This is a genomic window from Streptomyces sp. NPDC127108, assembly GCF_042677545.1.
GTDB lineage: Bacteria > Actinomycetota > Actinomycetes > Streptomycetales > Streptomycetaceae > Streptomyces.
Window position 1 is genome coordinate 19,988 of record NZ_JBHXTE010000054.1, and the last position, 22,283, is coordinate 42,270.

General features: G+C 73.7%; 24 protein-coding genes and 1 tRNA gene. 14 read left to right on the forward strand and 11 right to left on the reverse strand.

Translation table 11 applies throughout. The features are described from left to right. Nucleotides 1-53: 53 nt before the first annotated feature. Both ACFVHO_RS34370 and ACFVHO_RS34375 read left to right on the forward strand, forming a co-directional pair. On the forward strand, nucleotides 54-2,108 hold the full coding sequence (locus ACFVHO_RS34370; protein ID WP_385723518.1) for an FAD/NAD(P)-binding protein: 2,055 nt from the start codon (nucleotides 54-56) through the stop codon (nucleotides 2,106-2,108). Nucleotides 2,109-2,179: 71 nt separating this feature from the next. Further along, nucleotides 2,180-2,641 carry a DoxX family protein gene (locus ACFVHO_RS34375; RefSeq protein ID WP_385723521.1) on the forward strand — a complete coding sequence of 154 codons (462 nt, stop codon included), beginning with the start codon at nucleotides 2,180-2,182 and terminating at the stop codon, nucleotides 2,639-2,641. Between the two features lie 131 nt (nucleotides 2,642-2,772). On the opposite strand, the gene ACFVHO_RS34380 is transcribed toward ACFVHO_RS34375, so the two are convergent. Continuing rightward, nucleotides 2,773-3,315 carry a superoxide dismutase family protein gene (locus ACFVHO_RS34380; RefSeq protein WP_385723524.1) on the reverse strand — a complete coding sequence of 181 codons (543 nt, stop codon included), beginning with the start codon at nucleotides 3,313-3,315 and terminating at the stop codon, nucleotides 2,773-2,775. A 275-nt stretch (nucleotides 3,316-3,590) separates the two neighbouring features. On the opposite strand from ACFVHO_RS34380, the gene ACFVHO_RS34385 reads away from it, so the two are divergent. Then, a complete protein-coding gene (locus ACFVHO_RS34385) occupies nucleotides 3,591-4,211 on the forward strand; it encodes a DedA family protein (RefSeq protein WP_385723527.1) in 621 nt (206 codons plus the stop codon). Between the two features lie 69 nt (nucleotides 4,212-4,280). Here ACFVHO_RS34385 and ACFVHO_RS34390 read toward each other — a convergent pair whose 3' ends face one another. Then, complete coding sequence (locus ACFVHO_RS34390; RefSeq protein ID WP_385723529.1) at nucleotides 4,281-4,505, reverse strand: DUF2277 domain-containing protein; 225 nt, start codon at nucleotides 4,503-4,505, stop codon at nucleotides 4,281-4,283. A 134-nt stretch (nucleotides 4,506-4,639) separates the two neighbouring features. Here ACFVHO_RS34390 and ACFVHO_RS34395 point away from each other — a divergent pair, with 134 nt between their 5' ends. From ACFVHO_RS34395 to ACFVHO_RS34405, 3 genes are all read left to right on the forward strand, one after another. Next, nucleotides 4,640-4,996, forward strand: coding sequence for a hypothetical protein (locus ACFVHO_RS34395; RefSeq protein ID WP_385723531.1), 357 nt, complete (start codon nucleotides 4,640-4,642; stop codon nucleotides 4,994-4,996). 213 nt (nucleotides 4,997-5,209) lie between these two features. Next, nucleotides 5,210-5,554 (forward strand): hypothetical protein, encoded by a 345-nt coding sequence (locus ACFVHO_RS34400; protein WP_385723533.1) that lies wholly within the window; start codon nucleotides 5,210-5,212, stop codon nucleotides 5,552-5,554. Between the two features lie 108 nt (nucleotides 5,555-5,662). Further along, entirely contained in the window at nucleotides 5,663-6,277 is a 615-nt protein-coding gene (locus ACFVHO_RS34405) for a hypothetical protein (protein WP_385723535.1), read from the forward strand. Here ACFVHO_RS34405 and ACFVHO_RS34410 read toward each other — a convergent pair. Next, a complete protein-coding gene (locus ACFVHO_RS34410) occupies nucleotides 6,228-7,223 on the reverse strand; it encodes a GlxA family transcriptional regulator (protein WP_385723538.1) in 996 nt (331 codons plus the stop codon). The genes ACFVHO_RS34405 and ACFVHO_RS34410 overlap by 50 nt on opposite strands. A gap of 37 nt (nucleotides 7,224-7,260) precedes the next feature. After that, a complete protein-coding gene (locus tag ACFVHO_RS34415; RefSeq protein WP_385723540.1) occupies nucleotides 7,261-8,121 on the reverse strand; it encodes a S1 family peptidase in 861 nt (286 codons plus the stop codon). A gap of 176 nt (nucleotides 8,122-8,297) precedes the next feature. Between ACFVHO_RS34415 and ACFVHO_RS34420 the strand changes: the two genes are divergently transcribed. After that, nucleotides 8,298-9,311 carry a GlxA family transcriptional regulator gene (locus ACFVHO_RS34420; RefSeq protein ID WP_385723542.1) on the forward strand — a complete coding sequence of 338 codons (1,014 nt, stop codon included), beginning with the start codon at nucleotides 8,298-8,300 and terminating at the stop codon, nucleotides 9,309-9,311. A 101-nt stretch (nucleotides 9,312-9,412) separates the two neighbouring features. Next, nucleotides 9,413-9,667: a hypothetical protein gene (locus ACFVHO_RS34425; RefSeq protein WP_385723545.1), complete on the forward strand. Its 255-nt coding sequence runs from the start codon at nucleotides 9,413-9,415 to the stop codon at nucleotides 9,665-9,667. A gap of 5 nt (nucleotides 9,668-9,672) precedes the next feature. Here the strand turns inward: ACFVHO_RS34425 and ACFVHO_RS34430 are convergent, their stop codons facing one another. Together ACFVHO_RS34430 and ACFVHO_RS34435 are read right to left on the reverse strand one after the other, a co-directional pair. Continuing rightward, nucleotides 9,673-9,942, reverse strand: coding sequence for a DUF1905 domain-containing protein (locus ACFVHO_RS34430; RefSeq protein WP_385723546.1), 270 nt, complete (start codon nucleotides 9,940-9,942; stop codon nucleotides 9,673-9,675). A 186-nt stretch (nucleotides 9,943-10,128) separates the two neighbouring features. After that, nucleotides 10,129-10,200, reverse strand: a tRNA-Val gene (locus ACFVHO_RS34435). A 204-nt stretch (nucleotides 10,201-10,404) separates the two neighbouring features. On the opposite strand from ACFVHO_RS34435, the gene ACFVHO_RS34440 reads away from it, so the two are divergent. From ACFVHO_RS34440 to ACFVHO_RS34460, 5 genes are all read left to right on the forward strand, one after another. Then, complete coding sequence (locus ACFVHO_RS34440; protein ID WP_385723549.1) at nucleotides 10,405-11,244, forward strand: DUF4097 family beta strand repeat-containing protein; 840 nt, start codon at nucleotides 10,405-10,407, stop codon at nucleotides 11,242-11,244. A 125-nt stretch (nucleotides 11,245-11,369) separates the two neighbouring features. After that, complete coding sequence (locus tag ACFVHO_RS34445) at nucleotides 11,370-12,809, forward strand: hypothetical protein (protein ID WP_385723551.1); 1,440 nt, start codon at nucleotides 11,370-11,372, stop codon at nucleotides 12,807-12,809. A gap of 133 nt (nucleotides 12,810-12,942) precedes the next feature. Then, nucleotides 12,943-13,464 (forward strand): DUF4383 domain-containing protein, encoded by a 522-nt coding sequence (locus ACFVHO_RS34450; RefSeq protein WP_385723554.1) that lies wholly within the window; start codon nucleotides 12,943-12,945, stop codon nucleotides 13,462-13,464. A 59-nt stretch (nucleotides 13,465-13,523) separates the two neighbouring features. Continuing rightward, nucleotides 13,524-14,147: a bifunctional 4-hydroxy-2-oxoglutarate aldolase/2-dehydro-3-deoxy-phosphogluconate aldolase gene (locus tag ACFVHO_RS34455; protein WP_385723557.1), complete on the forward strand. Its 624-nt coding sequence runs from the start codon at nucleotides 13,524-13,526 to the stop codon at nucleotides 14,145-14,147. Then, nucleotides 14,144-15,118, forward strand: a complete 975-nt coding sequence (locus tag ACFVHO_RS34460; RefSeq protein ID WP_385723559.1) for a sugar kinase — start codon at nucleotides 14,144-14,146, stop codon at nucleotides 15,116-15,118. Before ACFVHO_RS34455 ends, ACFVHO_RS34460 begins: the two co-directional genes overlap by 4 nt. A gap of 24 nt (nucleotides 15,119-15,142) precedes the next feature. Here ACFVHO_RS34460 and ACFVHO_RS34465 read toward each other — a convergent pair whose 3' ends face one another. The 4 genes from ACFVHO_RS34465 to ACFVHO_RS34480 form a co-directional block, all read right to left on the reverse strand. Beyond that, nucleotides 15,143-15,367 (reverse strand): zinc ribbon domain-containing protein, encoded by a 225-nt coding sequence (locus tag ACFVHO_RS34465; protein ID WP_385723561.1) that lies wholly within the window; start codon nucleotides 15,365-15,367, stop codon nucleotides 15,143-15,145. Between the two features lie 87 nt (nucleotides 15,368-15,454). Then, nucleotides 15,455-16,315, reverse strand: a complete 861-nt coding sequence (locus tag ACFVHO_RS34470) for an HAD family hydrolase (protein ID WP_385723564.1) — start codon at nucleotides 16,313-16,315, stop codon at nucleotides 15,455-15,457. Beyond that, nucleotides 16,312-19,086, reverse strand: coding sequence for a phosphoribosyltransferase (locus tag ACFVHO_RS34475; protein WP_385723566.1), 2,775 nt, complete (start codon nucleotides 19,084-19,086; stop codon nucleotides 16,312-16,314). The genes ACFVHO_RS34470 and ACFVHO_RS34475 overlap by 4 nt, the downstream gene beginning before the upstream one ends. Beyond that, nucleotides 19,083-20,249: an HpcH/HpaI aldolase/citrate lyase family protein gene (locus tag ACFVHO_RS34480; RefSeq protein ID WP_385723569.1), complete on the reverse strand. Its 1,167-nt coding sequence runs from the start codon at nucleotides 20,247-20,249 to the stop codon at nucleotides 19,083-19,085. The genes ACFVHO_RS34475 and ACFVHO_RS34480 overlap by 4 nt, the downstream gene beginning before the upstream one ends. Before the next feature lie 334 nt (nucleotides 20,250-20,583). Between ACFVHO_RS34480 and ACFVHO_RS34485 the strand changes: the two genes are divergently transcribed. Then, complete coding sequence (locus tag ACFVHO_RS34485) at nucleotides 20,584-21,471, forward strand: TerD family protein (protein WP_385723572.1); 888 nt, start codon at nucleotides 20,584-20,586, stop codon at nucleotides 21,469-21,471. Nucleotides 21,472-21,514: 43 nt separating this feature from the next. Here ACFVHO_RS34485 and ACFVHO_RS34490 read toward each other — a convergent pair whose 3' ends face one another. Continuing rightward, nucleotides 21,515-22,261, reverse strand: a complete 747-nt coding sequence (locus tag ACFVHO_RS34490) for a Tellurium resistance (protein ID WP_385723575.1) — start codon at nucleotides 22,259-22,261, stop codon at nucleotides 21,515-21,517. Nucleotides 22,262-22,283: the final 22 nt, after the last annotated feature.

A 22,283-nucleotide genomic window follows, 5' to 3' on the forward strand; every position in this document is an offset into this window, starting at 1 on the left:
GGCGTTCCCGGCGGCATGATGAGCCGGTCCTCGCCCCGTCCGTACCGGGAGTCATGCTCTTGTCTGCTGCTGCGACCGTCGACCACTCCATAGCCGTCGTCGGCGCGGGTCCGCGCGGCACCAGCGTCCTGGAGCGCCTGTGCGCCTCGGCCGCCGGGCTGCTTCCGTCGGGGGCGCGGCTGACGGTGCACATGGTCGATCCGGCGCCGCCGGGTCCCGGGCGGGTCTGGCGCACCGGCCAGTCGCGGGAGCTCCTGATGAACACCGTCGCCTCCCAGGTGACGCTGTTCACCGACGCGAGCGTCGACTGCGCGGGGCCGGTCCGGCCGGGCCCGAGCCTGTACGAGTGGGCCGCGCGCGGGCACATACCGGGGCTCGGCCCGGACGACTACCCGACGCGTGCCGACTACGGCCGCTATCTGGAGTGGTTCTTCGCCGAGACGGTGCGCGCCGCCCCGGGCTCCGTCCGCGTCCGTACGCACGCGGCCCGCGCGATCCGCCTTCATGACGCCGATGACGCCGCCGGGGGCGCGCAGACCCTCGTCCTCGACGACTCCCGGGAGATATCCGGGCTCGCCGCCGTCGTCCTCGCACAGGGCCATCTGCCCGACACCGCCGACCGCGACCGCGGGGAGCTCTCCGCGTACGCCGACCGCCACGGCCTGCGCCACATCCCGCCCGCCAACCCCGCCGACGTCGACCTCACCTCGCTCGCCCCCGGCGAGCCGGTCCTGCTGCGCGGGCTCGGCCTGAACTTCTTCGACCACATGGCGCTCCTGACGTCGGGGCGCGGCGGGCGCTTCGTGCCCGACGGGCGGGGCGGGCTCCGCTATGTCGCGTCCGGCAACGAGCCGCGCCTGTACGCCGGTTCACGGCGGGGCGTGCCGTACCAGGCGCGCGGCGACAACGCGAAGGGCCCCTACGGGCGGCACCGGCCCGCCGTGCTCACCCCGGAGGCCATCGCCCGCTTCCGCAAGCGCGCCGACAGCGGGGACGCGCCGGACTTCCTCAGCGAGGTCTGGCCGCTGGTCGCCAAGGAGGTGGAGACCGTCCACTACGAGGCGCGCCTCGCGGCGGCCGGCGCGGCCGGGCGGGCCGCCGCGTTCCGCGACCGTTTCCTCGACACCGCGCACGGCGGCCCCGAGGAGTCCCGGGTCCTGGACGCGTTCGGGTTCGCCGCCGACGACCGGTGGTCCTGGGAGCGCCTCGCGCGCCCGTACGCGGGGCAGGTCTTCCGCTCGCCCGGGGACTTCCGCTCCTGGCTGCTCGGGCACTTGCGCGAGGACGCCGCGCAGGCCGCGCTCGGCAATGTCGCCGGGCCGCTCAAGGCCGCCCTGGACGTGCTCCGCGACCTGCGCAACGAGCTGCGGCTCGTCGTCGACCACGGCGGCCTCGCGGGCGCCTCGCGCCGGGCCCATCTGGACGGCTGGTACACGCCGTTCAACGCGTTCCTGTCCATCGGCCCGCCCCGGCGGCGCATCGAGGAGCTGACGGCGCTGGTCGAGGCGGGGGTGGTGGAGGTGCTGGGGCCGCGGCTGGAAGTGCGGTGCGGTGACGGAGGCGGTGACGGAGGCGGTGGCGGTGGCGGTGGCGATGAGTCCACTGGTGCCTTCTACGCGTACTCGCCGGACGTGCCCGGGTCCGGGGTGCGGGTGACCACCCTGGTCGAGGCGCGCCTGCCCGAGCCCGATCTGCGGCGCACCGGCGACGCGCTGCTCGCGGGGCTGCTGCGGTCCGGCCGGTGCCGCCCGCACACCGTCGACGGCCACGAGACGGGCGGCCTCGACGTGACCCCCCGCCCCTACCGCCTGCTCGACCGCCGGGGCCGGGCCCACCCGCGGGTGTTCGCGTTCGGGGTGCCGACGGAGGGGGTGCACTGGGTGACGGCGGCCGGGGCCAGGCCGGGGGTGGACTCGGTGACGCTGTCCGACGCGGACGCGGTGGCGCGGGCCGCGCTGCGGGCGGCGGCGGACGCGGGCCAGGCCGCGCCCTCGGCCGCGGCGACGACGGTTCCGGCCGGGCCGCTGAACTCCGGGGACGCCTGCGACGGCTGGATACAGCCGATTCTCACGAAACACTCAGATGTTGAAGTTGCAAGTACTAATTAGGCGGACCTAATCTTGGGTCTTCGATCGGTTCCCGTCCCCAAACCGAGTCAAGACCGAAGGAGTCCCCCACCATGACTGGACGTCTCAACAGCGCCCAGCCCTATGCCCTCGGCCTGTTCCGCATCGTCGTCGGCCTGCTCTTCGCCTGCCACGGCGCCGCCTCGCTCTTCGGCGTCCTCGGCGGCACGGACGGCGGCGGCGGCACCGTCGACGCGGGCACCTGGCCGGGCTGGTACGCGGCCGTCATCCAGCTCGTCGGCGGCAGCCTGGTCCTGCTGGGCCTCGGCACCCGCGGCGCCGCGCTGATCTCGTCCGGCTCGATGGCCTACGCGTACTTCAAGGTCCACCAGCCGGAGTCCCTGTGGCCGATACAGAACGGCGGCGAGGCCTCCGCGATGTTCTGCTGGGTCTTCCTGCTCCTCGTCTTCACGGGCTCCGGGGCGTTCAGCCTCGACCGCGTGATCGCGGCGGCCCGCGGCGAGCGGGACGCGAAGGCGACGGCGGACGCGGAGCGCACGCCCATCGCGGCCTGACCCGCCAGACCGCATGAGCGGCGCCCCCTTCTCCGTACGTGGTTCCCGGTACGGAGGAGGGGGCGCCTTCGTGTCCGCTCCGTCGTGTCCGTTCCGTTTACGCGCCCCGCCCGCTCACGCGCACGGTCCGCTCACGCGCGCGGCTCGAACGGCACCGTGAAGCAGGCCACCCGGTCCCCGGCGCCGCCCTGCTCCCGGTGGAGCACCACCGACGACGCCTGCCCCGGCCTGAACCCCCAGGAGTGGACCGCGGCCGCAGCCCCCGAGCCGTCAGGACGTGCGGTGAAGTCCAGCCACACTTCGTTGGCCGGATTGACGTAGGCCGGGTCCTTCGAGGGCTGCACGGGGTCACGACGGTGCTGGTAGTGGCCGCCCGCGGCGGCCGGGTCCGGGCCGCACGGCTTCTGGTGCACGTGCACGCCGTACGCGTGGCCCGGCTTCAGGCCCCGCACCCGCAGGGCGACTCGGGTGCCGGACCGTTCGTGGCGCTGCGTCACCTCGATCCGGGCGCCCGGAGGCACGAGCTGCCGGTCGTAAGTCAGCGCGGGCGACAGCGCCTTGGACGGCGCGAACCGTCCCTTCGCGCGCACGCAGTCGCCACTCTCGCCCGGTACGCCGCCGCTCGCGGCGAGCACGGCGGCCGCCACGGCCGCGGTGAGTATCCCTGCCACCATTGTCGAGTTCCCTCTTTCTCTTACTTGTCGACTTGTCTGTGATCGAGCGCCCGTTGTGTGCGCTTCTGCTCCGTTCGTACGGGACTTCAGGGGTGCGCGCCGCGCCGGAGGGGGCAGCCGGGTGAACGTGATGTAGCGAACATCTGAGCCCCCAGTGGATCTACGGCCGGGTGTGCGGCGTACGCTGTACAGCTGTTGTCAGGCCGCCACCCGCCGCTCCCCGCGACATCGCGGCGACGAGTTGCCGACCGGGGAGAAACAACGGGGGAGTTTCGGTGTTGGAGAGTGTGGGGGCGCTGACCGGCAGCCCATGGATCTACGCGGTCGTGGCCCTCTCCGTCCTGTTCGACGTCTTTCTGCCGCTGCTGCCGAGCGGCGTGCTCGTCATCACGGCGGCCACGGCGGCCGCTGCCGCCGGTTCCGGCACCGGGCGGGTCCCGCACGACGTGCCGGACATCCTGCTGCTCATGCTCTGCGCCGCGACGGCGTCCGTGCTCGGCGATCTCGTCGCGTACCGCCTGGCCTGGCGCGGCGGTGAGCGCCTCGACCGTGCCATCGCTCGCTCCCGGCGCCTGACCAGCGCGCAGGAACGGCTCGGCACGGCGCTCGCGCGCGGCGGCGGCGTCCTCGTCGTCATCGCCCGCTTCGCGCCCGCGGGCCGCTCGATCGTCTCGCTCGGCGCGGGCGCGGCCCACCGCCGGGTGCGCGAGTTCCTGCCCTGGTCGGTGCTCGCGGGCGTGGCCTGGGCCGGCTACAGCGTGGGCCTCGGCTACTTCGGCGGCCAGTGGCTGGGCGCGACGTGGCTCGCCACCGGCGTCTCGGTCCTCGCGCTGTTCCTGGCGGGAGCGGGGGCGGCGTTCCTGGTGCGGCGGCCGCGGGAGTCCACGGCGGGCTAGCGCCCGGCCGATCCACGCGCCGTAGGGGCCCGCTCTCGCGGGCCCCTACGCCCATGACGGCCCCTACGCCTATGACGCCGCGCGCGCCCCGCGCACCTCGATGTGGGCGAGCAGGTCCGCGGTGGCCTCGGCGACCGCGTCGACGGCGCGGTCGAAGACCTCGCGGTTGTGGGCGGCCGGGGCACGGAACCCGGAGACCTTGCGCACGTACTGGAGCGCGGCGGCCCGGATCTCGTCGTCGGTGGCCTTCTCGGGGAGGGCGGGCGGGCGGAGGGTCTTGATGCTGCGGCACATGCCTCCAGCTTCGCGCGCATCCGACCCCGACGTGAACCGATCACACAAAACGCACCGACGTACGAACCACCGGCTTTGGCCGACACACCGCGCACCACTCGCCCCGCTAATTCGAACAGGAGTACCATTGCGGCGTGCCCGCCACCCCCTCGTATGAGTTCCCGAGCGACCTCCTCGCCGGCCAGGAGGAGCTGCACCAGGTCAGATCGGAGCTGCACGCCCTGCTGCGTCGGCTGCCCTGGTCGGTCGAGCCCCTGGACGGCTTCAGCGACGACAACGGCTGGCGCAAGGTCGAGCGCCCCGCCTCCCCCGGCTGGACGCCGGACGAGCAGGCCGAGGTCGAGAAACTGCGCGCGCGGGAGCGGGAGCTGGCGGTGTTCGTGAGCTGCCACCGCTTCTGGGAGGAGGTTTCGGGCCCGGACACGGTGGATACCCGGATGCTGCTCAAGCACGCGCACGAACACCCTCGGGAGACCGCGCCCGACACCTGAGCCGAGGAGCATTGACAGGCGGTGACGGCGGGCGTTGACTCCCGGTACGAGGGCCGAACGAGCCCTCGTACGACCCCGTGACAGCGGGCCCGCGCTCCGGAGCCGCCCCCGCCCCGCGCCCGTGTGGTCCCTGTCATCGACCACAGCTGTCATCCAGCACAGCTGACGCCCCGCGACCCCGTCTGCCCGCGTCCAGCGAGCGGAGGTTCAGCCATGAACGTATTCCTCATCGCCGTCCTCGCCGTCCTGATCGCCCTGGGCTTCCAACAGCCCCTGCTGTGGGTGGCCGCCGCGGCGCTCGTCTACTTCCTCGTCCGCCACTACGACAACGGCTCCGCCCGGTCGGGGCCGACGGGCGGCGGAGCCGGCGCGAGCGGCGCCGGGAGCACGGGCGGCGCGGGCGGCGGAGCGAGTGGCGGCGGTTCCGGCGGGGGCGGCGGTTCCGGCGGCATCATCCCGTCCACGTACCGCGACTACCGCATCCGGCGGGACCGCCAGGAGCGTTGGGACCGCAGGTACCGGCGCACGCACCCGGCGTCGCAGCAGCGCCGCGGGTAGCGTCCGGTCCTGCCGCTCACCGGTCCGGGTGACAAGGCGCTTAGCGCGGCGGTCCGTGGGGAGGGTGCGCATGCACCGCGCACCGAACCAGCCCCAGGAGCCGCCCGCATGCGCCGAGAAGTCACGCCACGAGAGCGCCGGGAGGCCGGGGCGCACTTGTCCGTGCCGGGCTTGTCCGGACGGGGCCGATTCGTAAGGGGCCTGCGCGCCCTCGCCGCCCTCCCCCTCGTGCTGCTCGCCCTCCTGGCCGTCGGGTGCGCGCCGCGCGCCGAGCGGACGCCCGCGCTGCCGCCCGACGACATGATCAAGGCGGCGCAGCAGAAGCTCACCGACACCTGTCTGACCCGCAAGGGCCTGACCCCGCCGCGCCCCGGCAGCCGCGCGCCGTCCACGGCCGAGCAACAGCGGGTGGCGCGGGCCCTGTTCGGCACCGGCCGCACGGAGCTGTCCCTGACCCTGCCCACCGGCCACTCGGTACGCGCCCACACCGACGGCTGTCTCGCCTCGGCCCAACGCACCCTCTACGGCGACCAGCGGCGCTGGTTCCGCGTCTCTACGGTCGTCAACAACCTCAAGCCGGAAGCCGCCTTCCGCGAGCAGCCGCTCACCGAGATCCGCGCCCGCCACCGCACCGACCTCGCCGACTGGCGCCGGCTGCGCACCCGGGCCCTGATCAACGCGAAGGCCCACCTTCAGTCGGAGTCGAGCCGGGCGGTGCGGTAGTCCCGTTCCGGGCGGCGCGGTAGTCCCGGGGCGTGCGGCCGGTCGCGTCCCGGAAGTGCCGTCGGAAGCTCGCCGACGAGCCGAACCCCACGCGTGCGGCGATGTCTTCGATCGTCGCGCCGTCGTCGTGCTCCAGGAGGTGGCGCGCCCGGTCCAGGCGCACGCGCAGCAGGTACTGGAGCGGGCTGAGGCCGGTGTGCGCGCGGAACCTGCGGTCGAGCGTGCGCGGGCTGAGGCGGGCGTGCGCGGCGATGTCGGCGAGGGTGAGGGGCCGGTCCGCGGACGCCTCCAGCCAGCGGACGGTCGGCTCCAGGCCGCCGGTCTCGGCGAGGGCCCGCTCCAGCTCGGCGCGCGCGGCCCCGGCGTCGTCGTACACGGGCAGGACGAGGTGCCGGACGGTCGCCGCGGCCACCTCGGCGCCGTGGTCCTCCTCGACGAGCCGCAGGCACAGGTCGAGCCCGCCGAGGAACCCGGCCGACGTGCGGAACGGCCCGTCCACGACGAGGGTCCCCGCCGGGTCGACCGCCACCCTCGGGTGGCGCGCGGCCAGTTCGGGGACGTGGCTCCACTCGGTCGTCGCGCGGCGGCCGTCCAGCACCCCGGCCGCCGCGAGCGTGAACGCGCCGGTGCCCACGGCGAGGACCCGGCTCCCCCGGTCGACCGCCGCGCGCAGGGCTTCGACCACGCCCGGCGGCGGCTCCGCCCGGAACCCGTCGTGCCCGGCCACCAGCACGGTCCCGGCCCCGTCCACCCCGTCGAGCCCCCGGTCCGCGGTGACGGTCAGCGGGGCGGGGCGGGCGGTGGTGACGGTGCGCGGGACCGCGCAGACCCGCAGTTCGTACGCGGCCTCGGGGGCGCTGCGGGCGACGGCGTCCAGGACCAGGCCGGGAGTGGTGAGCTGGTGGGCGGGGACGCCGTCGAGGACGAGCAGCGCGATGACTGACATGCCCGGCATTATCCGCATCCGCCCGTGGCCGGATGGCTCAGCGGTGCGAGGCGATCGTCTTGTCGATCCAGCCCTTGTACGCGGCCACGGAGGTGTAGATCCCGGGGCCGCCCGCGCAGCGCCGGTCGACGGCGGCGTCACCGTCGCCGGAGGTGGCGCCGACGAGCTGCCAGCGACCGCCGACGCGCTGGATCTGCGGCCCGCCGGAGTCACCGTTGCACGCCATGGCGTTGCGGACGCGGCTCTGCGTGCACAGCTCGGTCTTGCCCTTGATGTCGAGGCACTTGTCGGCCGCGGCCCTGCGGGTGTCGAGCTCCTGGAGACGCTCGGAGAACTTCCACTCCTCCAGGTCGGTGCTGTCGACCGTCGTGCCGAAGCCGAGGATCCGGGTGTGCGCGCCGACCTTCGGGGCGTGCTCGGCGACGCGGATCGGGGCGTACTTGGTCACGGGGCGGTCGAGGCGGAGCAGGGCGATGTCGTCGTGGGAGCGCTTGTCGCCGCCGATGTCGTACGCGGGGTTGACCACCTTCTTGACGATGGTGCGGACCGTACCGCCGGAGCTGAGCTTGTCGCTGCCGACGCGGACCTTCCCGGTCGGCTTGGCCACGAAGTCGTCCTGGGCGCAGTGGGCCGCGGTGACGACCCACTGGGGGTCGATCAGGGTTCCGCCGCACACGCCCTTCAGCTTGGTGCCGTCCTCCTTCTCCAGGGTCATCGGGATCGACACCATGAACGGGTACTTCTTGGTGGCGTCCTTGCCGCCGACGATGGCCTGGGCGCTGCCGGTGAGGCCGGTGGCGCACAGGGCGGTGGCGGCGCCGAGGGCTCCGAGGCCGCCGAGGACGCGGCGTGCGGTGCGGGAGGGGCGGCGGGAGGCCGGAGTGGCGGAAGCAGACATGGAGGTGCCCTTCACCTGGTACGCGAAATGCGCAACGAACGTGCGGAGTGGACGTGTGGAACACACGTGCGGTGGGACCAGGCGTCGCCGTGGTCTCCCCCGTGTGTTCTCCATGCTCCGTGGGCCCAGGGGCCAGGGAAAAGCGAGCTGCTGCCACCCTGGGCTAAATTCTGGCCATGACCGTGGTCGCGCTGCTCGCGCTCGACGGGGTGCCCGCGCCCCAGCTCAGCACTCCGGCGCTGCTGTTCGGCGCGGCGTCGCGCACGTTCTACCGGCGCCCGCCGTACGAGCTGCGGGTGTGCGCCGCGCGGGACGCGATCACGACGGCCCCGCCCGGCCCGCTCCTCGTGACACCGGAGCGGGGCCTGGACGGCCTGGCGGACGCCGGGACGGTACTGGTCACGGGATACGGCGACTGCCCTGCCCCGCCACCCCCCGCCGTACTCGAAGCCCTGCGCGCCGCCGCCGACCGCGGCACCCGCATCGCCACGATCGGCACCGGCACCTTCGCCCTCGCGGCGACCGGCCTCCTCGACGGCCGCCGCGCCACGACGGCCTGGTCCCACGCGCCCGAACTGGCCCGCCGCCACCCGCGGATCGAGGTCGACCTCACCGACTGGCCGGTGGCCGACGGCCAGTTCCTCACCTCCGCGGGTGTGCTGGGCGGCAAGGACGTCTGCGTACGCATCATCGAGGAGGACCACGGCAAGGAGGCGGCCCTGGAGGCCGACCGCCAACTCTTCCTGATGCTCCCGAACCCCTCAGAGGCCCTGCGCGCGGACACCCCCACGAAGGCACGAGCCGAAGAGACACCGCCCCCGGACACCGCGATCGCCGCCCCCCTCGTCCCCACCACGACCTGGCTGGAGTCCAACCTCCACCGTCCCCTGACGCTCGCGGACATCGCGGCCCACGCGAACACCAGCGTCCGCAGCCTCAACCGGAGCTTCCGCGTCCACACGGGCCTCACCCCGCTCCAGTACCTCCTGCGCGCCCGCGTGCGCCACGCCCAGTGGCTCCTGGAACACACCGACACCCCCGTGGAACAGATCCCGACCCGCACGGGCCTCGGCACCCCCGCGAACCTCCGCCACCACTTCCAACGCCTCAACGGCACCACCCCCACCGCGTACCGCACGGCCTTCCGCACCCTGGTGGCCCTGTTCGCCCCACCACCCGAACCGAAGTAGCACCCACCGCGGCACCTGTACGACGCTTCACGGTTCCCGCCCGATCACCCTCCCCGCACCGCTACGCTCCGGGCCCTCAACACCCGCCCCCGGGGGGACCCATGCGCCGCTCGACCATCTTCATCCCCGCCTCCACCCTCACCATCGCCGCAGGCATCACCGGCCTCGTCCTCTGGCTGAACCACTCCACGTACGAGGACCGCGTCGAGGCCTGCGCCCGGGCCCTGGAGAAGCAGCACGCGGAGGGCGGCAAGGCCCGCCCGGACCCGTGCGACCGGGTCAAGAAGAACGACTACACCGCACTCGTCTCCGACGCCGACGACGCACACGACTCACACGACGACCGGGGCCGTTGAAGACGTCAGGCGTTGACCCGCTCCTGCAGACGGACGGTCACGGTGTCCCCTTCCTCCTTGCCGATCGCCTTGCGCACCTCCGCCTTCACAGGCAACTTGTGCGTCCCGTCCCCCAGGGCCATGAACGAACTCCGGAACGGATGACCGTCGATCGTGCCCCGGACCTTCACCAGGCCGCGGGTGCCGAAGAACTCGGCCGACTCGGGCCACACGACATAGGTCCAGCCGCCCTTGTCCGGGCTCTTCTGCAGAGTTGCGGTGAACTGCTTGTCCATCACGGATACCGCCTGTTCAGGAGTCTTCGATGAGGTTGTTGCCGTACGCCGCTTCCTTGGCATTCGCAAGGTAAGACGGAGACGGGCGGGGAAACTCATCGCCGGCCTCTGGACCACCGCGGCTTCGTCATCGCGCTGAACGCCGAAGACCCCCAGCCCTGATCGGCTGGGGGTCTTCGTTCCGGGTGGGCGCGGACGGTTTCGAACCGCCGACATCTGCCTTGTAAGGGCAGCGCTCTACCCCTGAGCTACGCGCCCGGAATGTTCCGACAGCCTACCTTGCCGGTGGGTCGGGCTCGCAAACCCCTGGTGAGGGGTGGGGGCGAAGGGCCCGGGGGGTGCGGGGGCTAGCCCCACCTTGGATCCGGTGGGCGGCCGGATGCCCTTGGCGGGCGGGGGTTCGTAGCGTCGTCCTGTGCTTGCGGCAGGGGCTGTGGGCAGGTGGGACAAGGGGAGAGCGTCATGGCCGTCCGCAGTCGTCGTCCGGGGCAGCAGTCGGGTCCGCGGGGAGTCCGGGTTCTGGTCGCGGTGGGGGCGACGACCGCCGTCGTCGGGCTCGTCGCGGCGTGCGGGGCCGACGCCTCGGACGACTCCGACCCGGAGCAGCGGTCGTTCGCGCTGTCGGGGCGGACCCTCACGGTGGATTCCGATGACTCGGCGCTGGAGTTGGTGGTCGCGGGCGACAAGGGGACCGAGGACGTGCGCGTGACGCGGTGGTTCGACGGGCGGACCGTGCTCGGGAAGAGCCCCGAGGTCACGTGGAAGATGGACGGGGACCGGCTCACGCTGCGCATGAAGTGCAGCGGCGTCATCAGCAACTGCTCCGCCAAGCACCGTGTCGTCGTCCCCCGCGGCACGGCCGTGAACATCGTGAACAAGGACGGCTCGGTGTCGGCCACCGGGTTCCGGGGGCCGCTGAAGGTGCGTACGGCGGACGGGTCCGTGCGGCTGCGCGACATCAGCGGTCCGCTCGACCTGCGCAGCGTCGACGGCTCCGTGCGCGCCGTCGACGTCACGTCCAAGCGTGTCAGCGCCACCTCCAAGGACGGCTCCGTGCGGCTCGACCTCTCCTCCGCCCCCGACCGGCTCCAGGCCCGCAGCCAGGACGGGTCCGTGGACATCGCGCTGCCGGTGAAGGGGAGCAAGGGGGGTGGTGGGGAGGGCGGGGCCGTCTCGTACCGCGTCGACACCGAGACCGTCGACGGTGGCACCAACGTCACCGTTCCCCGCGACGACCACAGCCCCCACCACGTGTCCGTACGGAGCGCCGACGGCAACGTCACAGTGCGCAGCGCGAACTGACCGGCCCGTGTGTTCGTCCCTAACCGGTGGGAGAATGAACCGGGCAGGGCGAACAGCACGGGAGAGGGACAGTGACGGCGACACCTCCGCGGCCGTACACAAGGAACAGATGGACGTCGTTGGCGGTGTCCGCCGCGGATGCCGTCGTCTCGCGCTGCGGCGCCGCGGCCTACGGCGGTCGCCTCCGATCGGGACGCGGGCCGGGCGGCCGACGGCGACAGCAGTCGCGCCCGCCCCTGCGGACCGCCGCCCGCGACACCCTCGCCCTCGTCCTGCTGCCCCTCCCCCTCCTCGCCGCGACCTTGCCCGCCTCCTTCACCGGCGGCGGTACGCGGCGCTGGTTCGGCGGGCGCGGCGAGAGCGTGCGGGCCGAGGCGCAGGCCGCGAAGGACGCCGCCGCGGCCGCGTTCTACGAGCTGGACACCGCGCAGCGCGACCTGCGGATCTCCATCGAGACCATCGCGGCCGTGGACTCCTCCCCGGCCGCCCGCAAGGCCGCCGCCGACTTCGAGGCGTTCGGGCGGCGCATCGACGAGGTGAGCCATCAGTACATCACCGCCGTCGACGCGCACGACCTCGACCGCGACGACCTGGAGGCGTCGGCCGCCGCGCGTGCCCGCGCCGAGCTGACCCAGGCCAAGGACGCCCTCGGCAACGCCAAGAACGACCTGGACCGGTTCTCGCAGGGCCTTTCGCCGCTGCTCGACAAGGCCGAGACCCAACTGGCGCGCCTGGCCCCGGCCGTGGAGCGCGCCCGGCAGACCCTGCTCGCCGCGAGCAACGCCCTGGACGCGGTCCGGGCCGCGGGTCTGAAGGCCGACGATCTGGCGGGCCGCCTCGCCGCGCTCGCCCCCGAGCTGACCAAGCTGAACCAGGGCGCGGGGCAGCACGGCGTCGCCGACACCCTGCAGCGCGCCGACCGTGTCGTACGGGACGGCGAAGCGGTCCGTGCCGAGGCCGAGCGGCTGCCGGAGCGGGCCCGTGAGATCGACCGGCGCCTGGTGTCGCTGCGTACGCGCGCGCAGGCCCTGACCACCCGCAGCGAGCAGGTGCAGCCGATCCTCAGCGAGCTGCGGCGCCGGTTCACCGCCGCCTGCTGGCAGGACCTCCAGCGGGTTCCGCAGCAGGCCGAGGAGAACGTGCGGCAGGCCGAGGCCAAGCTGAAGGAGGCGCAGCGGGCCCGCGAGGACCAGCGCTGGCCGGACGCCACGGCCCAGCTCTCCACCGTGCGCGCGCTCCTGAACTCCACCGACGAGGCCGTGTCCGCCGCCGGTGACCGGCTGCGCCGTCTGAACGCCGTGTCGAAGGACCCGCAGGCGGAGATCGAGCGCACCCGCTTCGCCATCCGGGACGCCCAGCGCCTGGCCATGGCGGGCCGCCAGAAGCCCGACCCGCGCCACGCCCACCCCCTCGACGACTCGGTGGCCCGTCTGGACCGCGCCGTCGCCGCCCTGGAGGGCCGCCACCCCGACTACTGGCACTTCCTGACCGAGACGGAGGGCGTGCGCACGACCGTCGCCCGGGTCGTCGCGCAGATCCGGGAGGAGCGGGGGCAGGGGGCCTAGGGCCCGGAGGAGCACTGCCAGGGGAAACCGCGAATGTGCTGGTCGGCGGGGTTCTTGTTGGCGATCTGCGGCCTCCGGGCGGATCCTGGAAGGACGAAGGACGGGTCTTCCGCGCGCATTCAGGGAGGCGGACATGGCCACGCACGTACTTCACCCCGGTCCCCGGTCCAAGGACCGCAGGCGGCACGTCACCCTCGACGAGCATCTGCCCGTCGACCACCGGCTGAGCCGGATCTACCGCTTCGGCGCCGGTCTGATGGGCCTGGTCCTGCTCGCGTTCGGCATCCTCGGCCTGATCGACAAGATCGGGTTCTTCGACACCCGCGGCGACACCGTGGCGGGCCTGAACACCAACGGAGCGCTGAGCGTCCTGTCGATCTGCGTCGGACTGCTGCTCTTCGCCGGCATGGTGATCGGCGGCAACTTCGCGTCGACGCTGAACATGGTCCTCGGCATCGCGTTCATCCTGAGCGGCTTCGTGAACCTCGCCCTCCTCGAGAGCAGCCTCAACTTCCTCGCGTTCCGCATCCAGAACGTGCTGTTCAGTTTTGTGGTGGGCGTGCTCCTGATGTTCTTCGGGATGTACGGGCGCGTCAGCGCGACGCTTCCGCACGACAACCCGTACTGGAAGGCGCGTCACCCGGACAGAACCTGACCTGGTCGCCGCCTCGGGGGCGCTGAGCTGCGCCTGCGGCGCTGTGCGAGCCTGGGGGCATGGTCGACTTCATGCAGGAGCTGCGGGCGCGGCGGCTCGTCGCCATCGTGCGCGGCACGGACGCGGAGGCGTCGTTCCGTACGGTCATGGCGCTCGTCGAGTGCGGTGTGCCGCTGGTCGAGGTGTCCCTGAGCGGCTACGACGCGCTGGGGGTGCTGCGCCGGGCGCGGGCCGAGCTCGGGCCTGAGGCGTGGCTGGGCGCGGGCACGGTGCTCACGGCGGACGACGCGGCGCGCGCGGCCGACGCGGGCGCGAACCTCGTGGTGACGCCGGGGCTGGGCCCGGGTGTCGACACCGCCGTCGGCCGGGGCCTTCCGGTGCTCGCCGGGGTCCTCACGCCGACCGACGTGATCGCGGCCGGGGCGGCGGGTGCGAGCGCCCTGAAGATCTTCCCGGCGTCGGCCGTGGGCGGTCCGGCGTATCTGAAGGCGTTGCGCGGGCCGTTCCCCGACGTGCCGTTCGTGCCGGTCGGCGGCGTGGACGCGGCGGCCGCGGCGGAGTACCTGGAGCTGGGCGCGGTCGCCGTCGGCGTCGGCTCGCCGCTGGTCGGTGACGCGGCGGACGGCGGGGACCTGGGGGCGCTGCGGGCGCGGGCCGCGGAGTTCGTGGCGGTGTGCGGGTGAGCGCCCCCAGCGGTGCGGACGTCCTCACCTTCGGCGAGAGCATGGTCGCCCTGCGCGGCGACGGGCCGTTGCGGCTCGGCGGGTCGATGGCGGTGTCCGTCGCCGGGGCCGAGTCGAACGTCGCCATCGGCCTGGCCCGGCTCGGGCACACCGTGCGCTGGACGGGGGCCGTCGGCGACGACGAGGCCGGGGAGCTGGTGCTGCGCACGCTGCGGGCCGAGGGCGTGGACGTCTCCGGCGCGGCCCGGGACGCGGGCGCGCCGACGGGGCTGCTGCTCTTCGAGCCCCGGCTGCCCGAGGTGACGCGGGTGCACTACTACCGTGCCGGGTCCGCCGGTTCACGGCTCGGCCCCGACGCCGTGCAGCGGGCCTTCGACGCGGGGCCGCCGCCTCGGGTGCTGCATCTGACCGGGATCACCCCGGCCCTCGGGGCGGGGCCGCGGGCCGCCTGCGAGCGGGCGCTGCGCCTTGCCCGGCGGCACTCCGTGCGGGTCTGCCTCGACGTCAACTTCCGGTCGCGGCTGTGGAGCGACGAGGAGGCCGGGGCGGCGCTTCGGGACTGGATCCCGTACGTCGACGTGCTCGTCGCCTCCGACGACGAGCTGCCGCTGTGCCTGCCCGCCGACGGCACCCCCGGTGAACTCGCCGACCAGGCCGGGCTGTTGCTCGGACTCGGGGTGCGCGAGGTCGTCGTCAAGCTCGGCTCGCGCGGGGCCACCGCGTACACGCCGGACGGTGAACTCCACTGTCCCGCGCGGGCCGTTCGGGCCGTGGACGCCGTGGGCGCCGGGGACGCCTTCGTCGCCGGGTATCTGTCCGCGCTGCTCGACGGGGAGGGCGTGGGCGAGCGGCTGGAGCGGGGCGTCACCACGGGGGCGTTCGCCGTGGCCTCTCGGGGGGACTGGGAAGGGGCGCCCACTCGGGCGGAGTTGGGAATGCTGGGAGGCGGGGACGGGGCCGTGCTGCGCTAGCCCCGTCCGCCCTGCGCCCGGGCGTCAGCCGCAGCAGCCGCCACCGCAGCAGCCGCCTCCGCCACCGCCACCGGCCGCCGGGGCCGGGGCTTGTACCGAGGCCGTGCCTGCCACCGCCACGGTCGAGAGGAGCTTGACCGTGTCCTCGTGGCCGGAGGGGCAGGTGGCCGGGGCGGCGGATTCCGCCATGGGGCGGGTCAGCTCGAAGGTGGTGCCGCAGGGGCGGCAGCGGTACTCGTATCGGGGCATGGGGACAGGGTACGGGGGTGGGGGCGGCCCAGGTGCCCACAGCGGCGGCGGACGCGAGTCCGCCGCCTTCAGGCCGGACCGAGAAGGTCATGCAAACCTCTGACGCCCCAGGAACTCTCGGAGGATCTGTTCGCCCGCCGCGATCCCCCGCTCCGGGAGCACCGTCAGGCCCCGCGTCGTCCAGCCCGTGTCGGCGAGTTCACCGTGGGACGGGCGCCAGGAGCGGGTGGCGGCTTCGAGGAGGTCGGCGTCGAGGAGGGAGTCGCCGGCGGCGAGGACCTCGGGGGCGTCCGTGCGGCGGGCGACCTCGCGCATGGCCGCGCTCTTGGTGAGGGGCCGCGGCACGGCGTAGATCTTGCGGCCCTGGAGGGAGACGGTCCAGCCGCGCCCGGCGGCCCACTCCCCCAGTTCCTTGACCCAGCCGGACGGCAGCAGCGCGCGGTCCACGACGAGGTAGGCGAACAGGTCCTCGGCGACGCGTTCCTTGAGCAGCCAGGACGGGTCGGCGGTGCGCTGGAGGTGGGCGCGGACCTCGGCGAGGGGCGCGCACTCGGCGGCCAGACGGCGGTCGACGGCGGCCCGCCATGCCGGGTCGGACTCGCCGTCGACCAGCAGGTGCCCGCCGTTGGCGCAGATCGCGAACTCCGGTACGGGGCCGGGGAGATGGATGCGGTGGTACTGCTCGCGGGTACGGGTCGTCGTGGGTACGAAGACGGTGCGCTCCGCCAGTTCCACGAAGAGCGCGGCGGCGGCCTCCGTGACGTACGACAGGGGCTTGCCCTCGTACACCTCGACGCAGAGCAGCCGCGGGGCCTCGGCGTCGGGCATGCGCAGGCCGAGCGCGGCGGCGGAGTAGATGAGGGTGCGGTCGAGGTCGCTCGCGACGAGCGGGCGGGGGCCTACGGAGCCGGGGGCGCCGGGGGCGGGAGAGGGGTGCGGGGTGCTCATGCGCCGGCCACCGCCTTGCCGTCGGCGCCGGTCGCGCCGCGCGTGTACTTCGGGTGGATCAACCCCACGCAGGTGTAGGGGAGTTCGGCCACCTCCTCGACGGGCACGCCGCGCTGCTCGGCGAGCAGCCGGACGTGGTCGAGGTCGGCGCCCGCACCCTGGCGGGCGAGGATCTTCCACGGGACGCGGCGCAGCAGCACCCGGGTGGTCTCGCCGACGCCGGGCTTCACGAGGTTCACGTCGTGGATGCCGTACTCCTCGCTGATGCGCTCGACGGCGGCCCAGCCCTCCCAGGTGGGCGCCCGGTCCGCGGCCAGCAGCTCCTTGACCTGGACGTCCACGGCGTCGGCCACCTCGTCGAAGCGGGCGGAGATCGCGTCGACGAAGTCGCCGGAGACGTCGGCGTCCGCGAGGTCGCGGTAGAACTTCGCGCCGTGGAAGTCGTCGGGGCCGACCAGATCGGCGCGGAGCACCGTACGCGATATCAGCCCGGACACCGTGGAGTTGAGGCACGCGGACGGGATGAGGAAGTCCTCGCGGGTGCCGTAGGTGCGCACGCAGGAGCCGGGGTCGGCGAGCACCGCCACCGCCGGGTCGAAGCCGTGGGCTCCGCCCGCAGCCTCGAACTCCTCGATCGCGGCGACAAGTTCACGGGTGATCGCGCCCTTGCCGGTCCAGCCGTCGACGAAGACGACGTCGGCCGGGTCGTGGTGGGCGGCGAGCCAGCGCAGCGCGTTGGCGTCGATGCCTCGGCCGCGCACGATGGACACGGCGTAGTGCGGCAGGTCGAGGCCGCGCCGGTGCTGCGCCCAGCGGCGCATCAGGACGCCGACGGGGGTGCCCGCGCGGGCCAGGGACACAAGGACCGGACGGCCGGTGCCGTCGCGGGACGCGCGTTCGGCGAGGACGGTCTCGGTGACCGTGCCGACGGCCTGCGCGATGCGGGCCGCCGAGGCGTCGAGCGCGGCCCGGAACAGCTCCTGGTAGCGCGGGCTCGGCTGGTACTCCACCGGCAGCGACTCGGCGTAGTGCGCGCCGCCGCTCTGGATGGCCTCCTCGCGCTCCTCGGTCGGCGCTTCGAGCGTGACGTCCGACAGGTCCTGAAGGAGCCAGCCGACGTCGTCGGGCGCGTAGGAGGAGAAGGCGGGGCCTCGGAGGGGGTCGGGCAGCACGGAGGAGGGCCTTTCGGGGGTGGTGGGGGTGGTGCGGGCGTCGGCGTCCGCGAGGTCCGGGGCGTGCGAAGGGTCGTACGGGGGGACGGACGACGGCACGTACGAGGGGACGACCGCGAGCAGCACCTGCCCGGTGTGCGCGGACAGCTGGGCCAGCAGGCCGTCGGCCGCGTGCAGCCGCTCCGTGTCCGCGGCCGAGTCCACGACCGCGACGATCGCGTCGAAGCCGCCGCCCGCCACGTTGTACGCGTAGCGCGGGCCCGGACCGTCGGCCGGGTCGTCGTGCGCCGGGAAGACGAGGCGGGTGCGGATGGCGTAGCCGGGGTCGTCGACGGCGAGGACGGGTGAGCGGGTGGTCGTGGAGTAGCGGACCTCCACGCCATCACCGCCACCACCGGCAGCCGGGACGCCGCCACTACCGACAGCCAGAGCGCCGCCACCACCGACAGCCAGGGCGCCACCTCCGCGGACACCTGCCGCGCCATCGGCACCACCGGCACCACCGGCACCACCGGCACCAAGGCCCCGGCCCACCCTCCGCTCCAACGCCACACCCAGCGCCAGCGGCGCGTACATCAGCTCCTCGAAGCCGAGCACGAGCACCCGGCGGGCCGCGTCCGGCAGCGCGGCCGCGACCCGCTCCGCCATGTCCGGCAGCGCCGCGTCCAGGCGCGCCCGGTGCGCGGCCGTGAAGCCGTGCCGGCCGCCGTCGGGCACCCCCGCGGGCCAGCCGAGGTCGACGCGGGTGACGGGCGCCCGCCCCCCGCCCGGCGCGGGCACCGGCGCCGGTGCCTCCGTCTCGTGCCGGGCGACCAGCGCCTGCCCCTTCGCCAGGACGTCGGCGGGCAGCCGCACCGTGCCGGAGGCGAGCGCGATCAGGTCGACGCGGGCGCCGAGGTCGCGCGCGAAGGCGTCGAGGCGGGCACGGTCGTCGGGGCCGCGCATGTCGACCAGGGCGACGATGACGTACCGCTCGCGCGGGAAGCTCTCGTGCAGGTCGCGGATGGTGTTCAGGACGGTGTTGCCGGTGGAGAACTCGTCGTCGACGAGGACGAGGGCGCCGTCGCCCGCGAGCAGCCGGGGGTCCTCGGGGAGCAGCAGGTGGGAGGTGGCGTGGGAGTGGGACTCCTCGAAGCCGCCCGCGCGCTCGACGCCGGGGACGGGGCGGCGGGTGGAGTGCAGGTAGGGGGCGAGGGCGAGGCCGTCGGCGACGCTGTGGCCGAGGCCGGTCGCGGTCTCCGCGTAGCCGAGGACGACGGCGCGGGCGGCCTCGTCCGGGCCGAGCAGCTCGCGGACGCGCACGCCGAGGTCGTACCCGGAGCGCCAGATCACCGACGGGTGCTGCGGCACGTGCTTGCCGAGGACGTTCGAGACGAGCAGGTGCGCCCGCTTGGGGTTGCGGCGCAGGGCGAGCCCGAGCAGTTCCTTGAGCGGCCCCGGCCCGGCGGCACCCTCCGCGCCGGCGCCCCCGGCCTCGGTGCCCCCGCCCTCGGGGCCCCCACCCTCGGGACCCCCGTCCTCGACCAGCTCGACCCCGAGCCGCTCGGCGACCCACTCACCCGACCACACCACGTCTTCTGTCTTCCTTACGTCCGTCACGAGGGCAACCCCGCACTGAGCAGCTCCACGAAGCCGACGTCCTCGCGGGCGACGCCGAAGACCTCGGCGCGCCGCAGGGTCCGCTCCGCCCAGGCGCGGTGCGGCTTCACCTCGTTCATCTTGTTCGTGTACGCGGACCGCATGACGCCGCCGCCGTCCCGCTCCGGGCGCAGGATGTCCTGCGCGTCGCTGAACTCCTCGTGGCTGACGACCGAGAGGGCGTGCACGGGCAGGACGTGCGAGGGGTGGATGCAGGTCTTGCCGAGCAGACCGTTGGCCCGGTCCAGCTCGATCTCGCGCAGCAGGCCGTCCAGGTCGTGCTCGATCAGGGCCTGGCGCAGCTCCTCGGCGCGGACCTGGAGGAAGGGGCTCTGGCGCAGCTGCGGCTTGAACATCCGCTCCTGGACGCGGAAGTACTCCCAGACGGGCCCGGTGACGGTGAAGCCCGTGCCGTCGGCCCGGCCGAGGTGGTTGACCACGTCGGCGATGACGGACGCGACGATCTGGACGTCGTACGCCGTCATGTGCGGGGGTCTGCGCAGGGCGTACGCGGAGCAGAAGTCGGTGACGCCGAGGCGCAGCGCGAGCACCCGCTCGCGGTACTTGTCGACGGTGCGGGCGATGCCCGCGAGGACCTCGGGGCGGCTCTCCAGATACAGCAGCTGGGGCGATTCGAGGACCGGCATCGCGAAAAGGCGGCGCCCGGTGGCGGCCTCGGCGGCCGAGAGGGACTCCAGGAACGGGACGCCGCGCTCCTCGGTGAATTTCGGCAGTACGAATCCGGACAGCAGACGGATCGCGGGGCCGAGCCTGCGGGCCAGGTCAGGGATCTGCCCGGGAGTGCGGACCCGGATGAAGAGGAGAGGAGGCTCGACGTCCGGACGCCCGGCGAGGTCCACGAAATGCCGGATCAGATTCTCCTCGGCGGCCACGACGTCCGCGTCGCCGATGGAGTCCTCCAGGCAGATGACCATCGAGATCACGCCACGGCTGGCCTGCTTGAGGATGTCGTCCGCGAGCCGCGGCCGGGTGGCCGGGCTGTACAGCGTGGCGCCGAGCGCCACCGCGAGCAGCTGTGGCGGGGAGTCCGCGGTGAAGGCACACGGCTCCCTGTGGAAGAGGCGCTTTCGCACCTCTGGGGCTATGTGCCCGAAATGACGCATGGGGTTCCCCTGGAATTCTCCTGATATCGCCCGTATCGCCGACGCGATCCGAAGTGATGTGGCCGGTAATAGTACGTAGGGGCGGGTGTCGGAGGTTCCCTCCGGCCATGAAATTCAGGTAACCCGGCCATGTCGCACACGAGTGCCCCACACCGGCACAGGCAGGTGTCATAGGCCACAAGACGGGCAGGACACGGGCAGGACCGTGCCGGGACGGGCAGGTGTCCGAAAGCGTACGCCCGGGCGCGGGCCGGCCAGCCGGGCGGGGACACGGCGGGCCGGAGGCCGGGGCCCCGCGTTGTCCGGCGCCGGACCAGGAAGGCAGGATGACCGCATGACGCACGCGATGTCGAAGGGGTCGAACGTCCCGCTCGAAGCCACCGCCGTCCGCGCCGTGCTGCGCTGGACGCCGCGCCAGGGCACCCCCGACGTCGACGCGTCGGCGCTGCTGCTCGGCATCGACGGCCGGGTGCGCTCGGACGAGGACTTCGTCTTCTACAACCAGCCGCGCCACCCCTCGGGCAAGGTCTGGCGCCTGGGCAAGAAGCGGGTCGCCGAGGGCCTGACGGACACCGTCCAGACCGATCTCGCGGGCCTGGACCCGGCGGTCGGCCGGGTGCTGCTCGTCGCGTCCGCCGACGACGTGCCCTTCGAGCACGTCCGCGCCCTGCGGATCCTGCTGTACGACGCCTCCCCGGCCGCGTCCGACGCCGAGCCCCTCGCGTACTTCGACATCACCCCGCAGACCGGCGCCGAGACCGCGCTGATCTGCGGGGAGCTGTACCGCCGCGGCGAGGGCTGGAAGTTCCGCGCGCTCGGCGAGGGCTACTCCAACGGCCTGGTGGGCCTCGCCACCGACTTCGGCATCTCCGTGGACGAGTCGGAGGCCGTGCCGGAGCCGTCACCCGACGCGTCCGCGCCGCAGACGCAGCGCCTGGGGACGACGGGTCCCGCCCCGGTGCCCCCGGCGCACACCCTGCCGCCCGCCGAGCCCTCGGTCCCGTACCCGGCCGCCGCGCCCCCGGCGCCCCAGCCCGCGTACGGCTACCCGCCGGAGCCGCCGCGCTACCCCGCGCCCCAGCCGTCCTACGGCTACCCGCAGCCCGCGCCCACCCAGCCCCCCGTACCGGCGTACGGCTACCCGCATCCGGTCGCGCCCGCGCCGGTGCCCGACCCGAACTTCCGGCTGCCGCCGCAGGGGCCGCAGTTCCTGTCCCGCTGAGCCGCCCGGCGCCCGTCCCCCGGGGCGGCTCCCGCGGGACGGCTCAGGTGCCGCCCACCTTGGTCTTGTAGCCGCGGCCCCACTGCAGCCCCCAGCCGTACAGCCGGTCCAGCTCGGCCTGGAAGCCGTACACGTACCGCACCTCGCGGCGCACGATCAGCTCGTCCTTGATGTTCTCGATCGTGAGCACCGCGCAGGAGCGGGCCTGCGGGGCACGCTCCTCCAGGTCGATCTCCACGCGCGGGCCGTTGCTCGGGTAGAGCGTCACCTTGGCGTGGGTGCGGTCGAAGGCGGGCGTCTGGTCGTAGATGTAGACGAAGACCAGCAGGCGCTTGATCGACTCGCGGTGGTCGAGGTTGACGTAGAGGGTCTCGCCGGAGCCCGAGCCGAAGCGGTCGTCGCCGCTGCCCTTCACGTACGGCGGGGAGTTGAGGCTCCCGAAGAAGTTGCCGAGGGGCTGCACCACGCCCTTGCTGCCGTCCGTCAGCTCGTACAGGCAGCCCAGGTCGAGGTCCACGTTGACCATGCTCTGGGTGTGCGCCTGCACCGGCTCCGGCTGGAACATCTTCAGCGGGTGCCGCAGCAGACTGCCGCCGCCGCGCTTCTTGCCGACGAGGTCGGACGTGCGCATCTGCCAGGTCAGGGTGACGCGCAGATTGCCCGTGGCGGCGCCCTGTTTGGTCAGTGAGACCGTCGGATGCCGTTTGGTCAGTTCGATGGAGTTGGTCGCGGCGCTGCCCGATGCGAAGTCCATCGAACGCCCCGGCCGCAGACCGTCCCAGAAGGACATGCCACCCCCAAGAAAGATGCCC

Coding starts and splice junctions, on each gene's coding strand:
- ACFVHO_RS34370 (WP_385723518.1), top strand. CDS start 54: ATGCTCTTGTCTGCTGCTGCGACCGTCGACCACTCCATAGCCGTCGTC.
- ACFVHO_RS34375 (WP_385723521.1), top strand. CDS start 2,180: ATGACTGGACGTCTCAACAGCGCCCAGCCCTATGCCCTCGGCCTGTTC.
- ACFVHO_RS34380 (WP_385723524.1), bottom strand. CDS start 3,315: ATGGTGGCAGGGATACTCACCGCGGCCGTGGCGGCCGCCGTGCTCGCC.
- ACFVHO_RS34390 (WP_385723529.1), bottom strand. CDS start 4,505: ATGTGCCGCAGCATCAAGACCCTCCGCCCGCCCGCCCTCCCCGAGAAG.
- ACFVHO_RS34400 (WP_385723533.1), top strand. CDS start 5,210: ATGAACGTATTCCTCATCGCCGTCCTCGCCGTCCTGATCGCCCTGGGC.
- ACFVHO_RS34405 (WP_385723535.1), top strand. CDS start 5,663: ATGCGCCGAGAAGTCACGCCACGAGAGCGCCGGGAGGCCGGGGCGCAC.
- ACFVHO_RS34410 (WP_385723538.1), bottom strand. CDS start 7,223: ATGTCAGTCATCGCGCTGCTCGTCCTCGACGGCGTCCCCGCCCACCAG.
- ACFVHO_RS34415 (WP_385723540.1), bottom strand. CDS start 8,121: ATGTCTGCTTCCGCCACTCCGGCCTCCCGCCGCCCCTCCCGCACCGCA.
- ACFVHO_RS34420 (WP_385723542.1), top strand. CDS start 8,298: ATGACCGTGGTCGCGCTGCTCGCGCTCGACGGGGTGCCCGCGCCCCAG.
- ACFVHO_RS34425 (WP_385723545.1), top strand. CDS start 9,413: ATGCGCCGCTCGACCATCTTCATCCCCGCCTCCACCCTCACCATCGCC.
- ACFVHO_RS34430 (WP_385723546.1), bottom strand. CDS start 9,942: ATGGACAAGCAGTTCACCGCAACTCTGCAGAAGAGCCCGGACAAGGGC.
- ACFVHO_RS34440 (WP_385723549.1), top strand. CDS start 10,405: ATGGCCGTCCGCAGTCGTCGTCCGGGGCAGCAGTCGGGTCCGCGGGGA.
- ACFVHO_RS34450 (WP_385723554.1), top strand. CDS start 12,943: ATGGCCACGCACGTACTTCACCCCGGTCCCCGGTCCAAGGACCGCAGG.
- ACFVHO_RS34455 (WP_385723557.1), top strand. CDS start 13,524: ATGGTCGACTTCATGCAGGAGCTGCGGGCGCGGCGGCTCGTCGCCATC.
- ACFVHO_RS34465 (WP_385723561.1), bottom strand. CDS start 15,367: ATGCCCCGATACGAGTACCGCTGCCGCCCCTGCGGCACCACCTTCGAG.
- ACFVHO_RS34470 (WP_385723564.1), bottom strand. CDS start 16,315: ATGAGCACCCCGCACCCCTCTCCCGCCCCCGGCGCCCCCGGCTCCGTA.
- ACFVHO_RS34480 (WP_385723569.1), bottom strand. CDS start 20,249: ATGCGTCATTTCGGGCACATAGCCCCAGAGGTGCGAAAGCGCCTCTTC.
- ACFVHO_RS34485 (WP_385723572.1), top strand. CDS start 20,584: ATGACGCACGCGATGTCGAAGGGGTCGAACGTCCCGCTCGAAGCCACC.
- ACFVHO_RS34490 (WP_385723575.1), bottom strand. CDS start 22,261: ATGTCCTTCTGGGACGGTCTGCGGCCGGGGCGTTCGATGGACTTCGCA.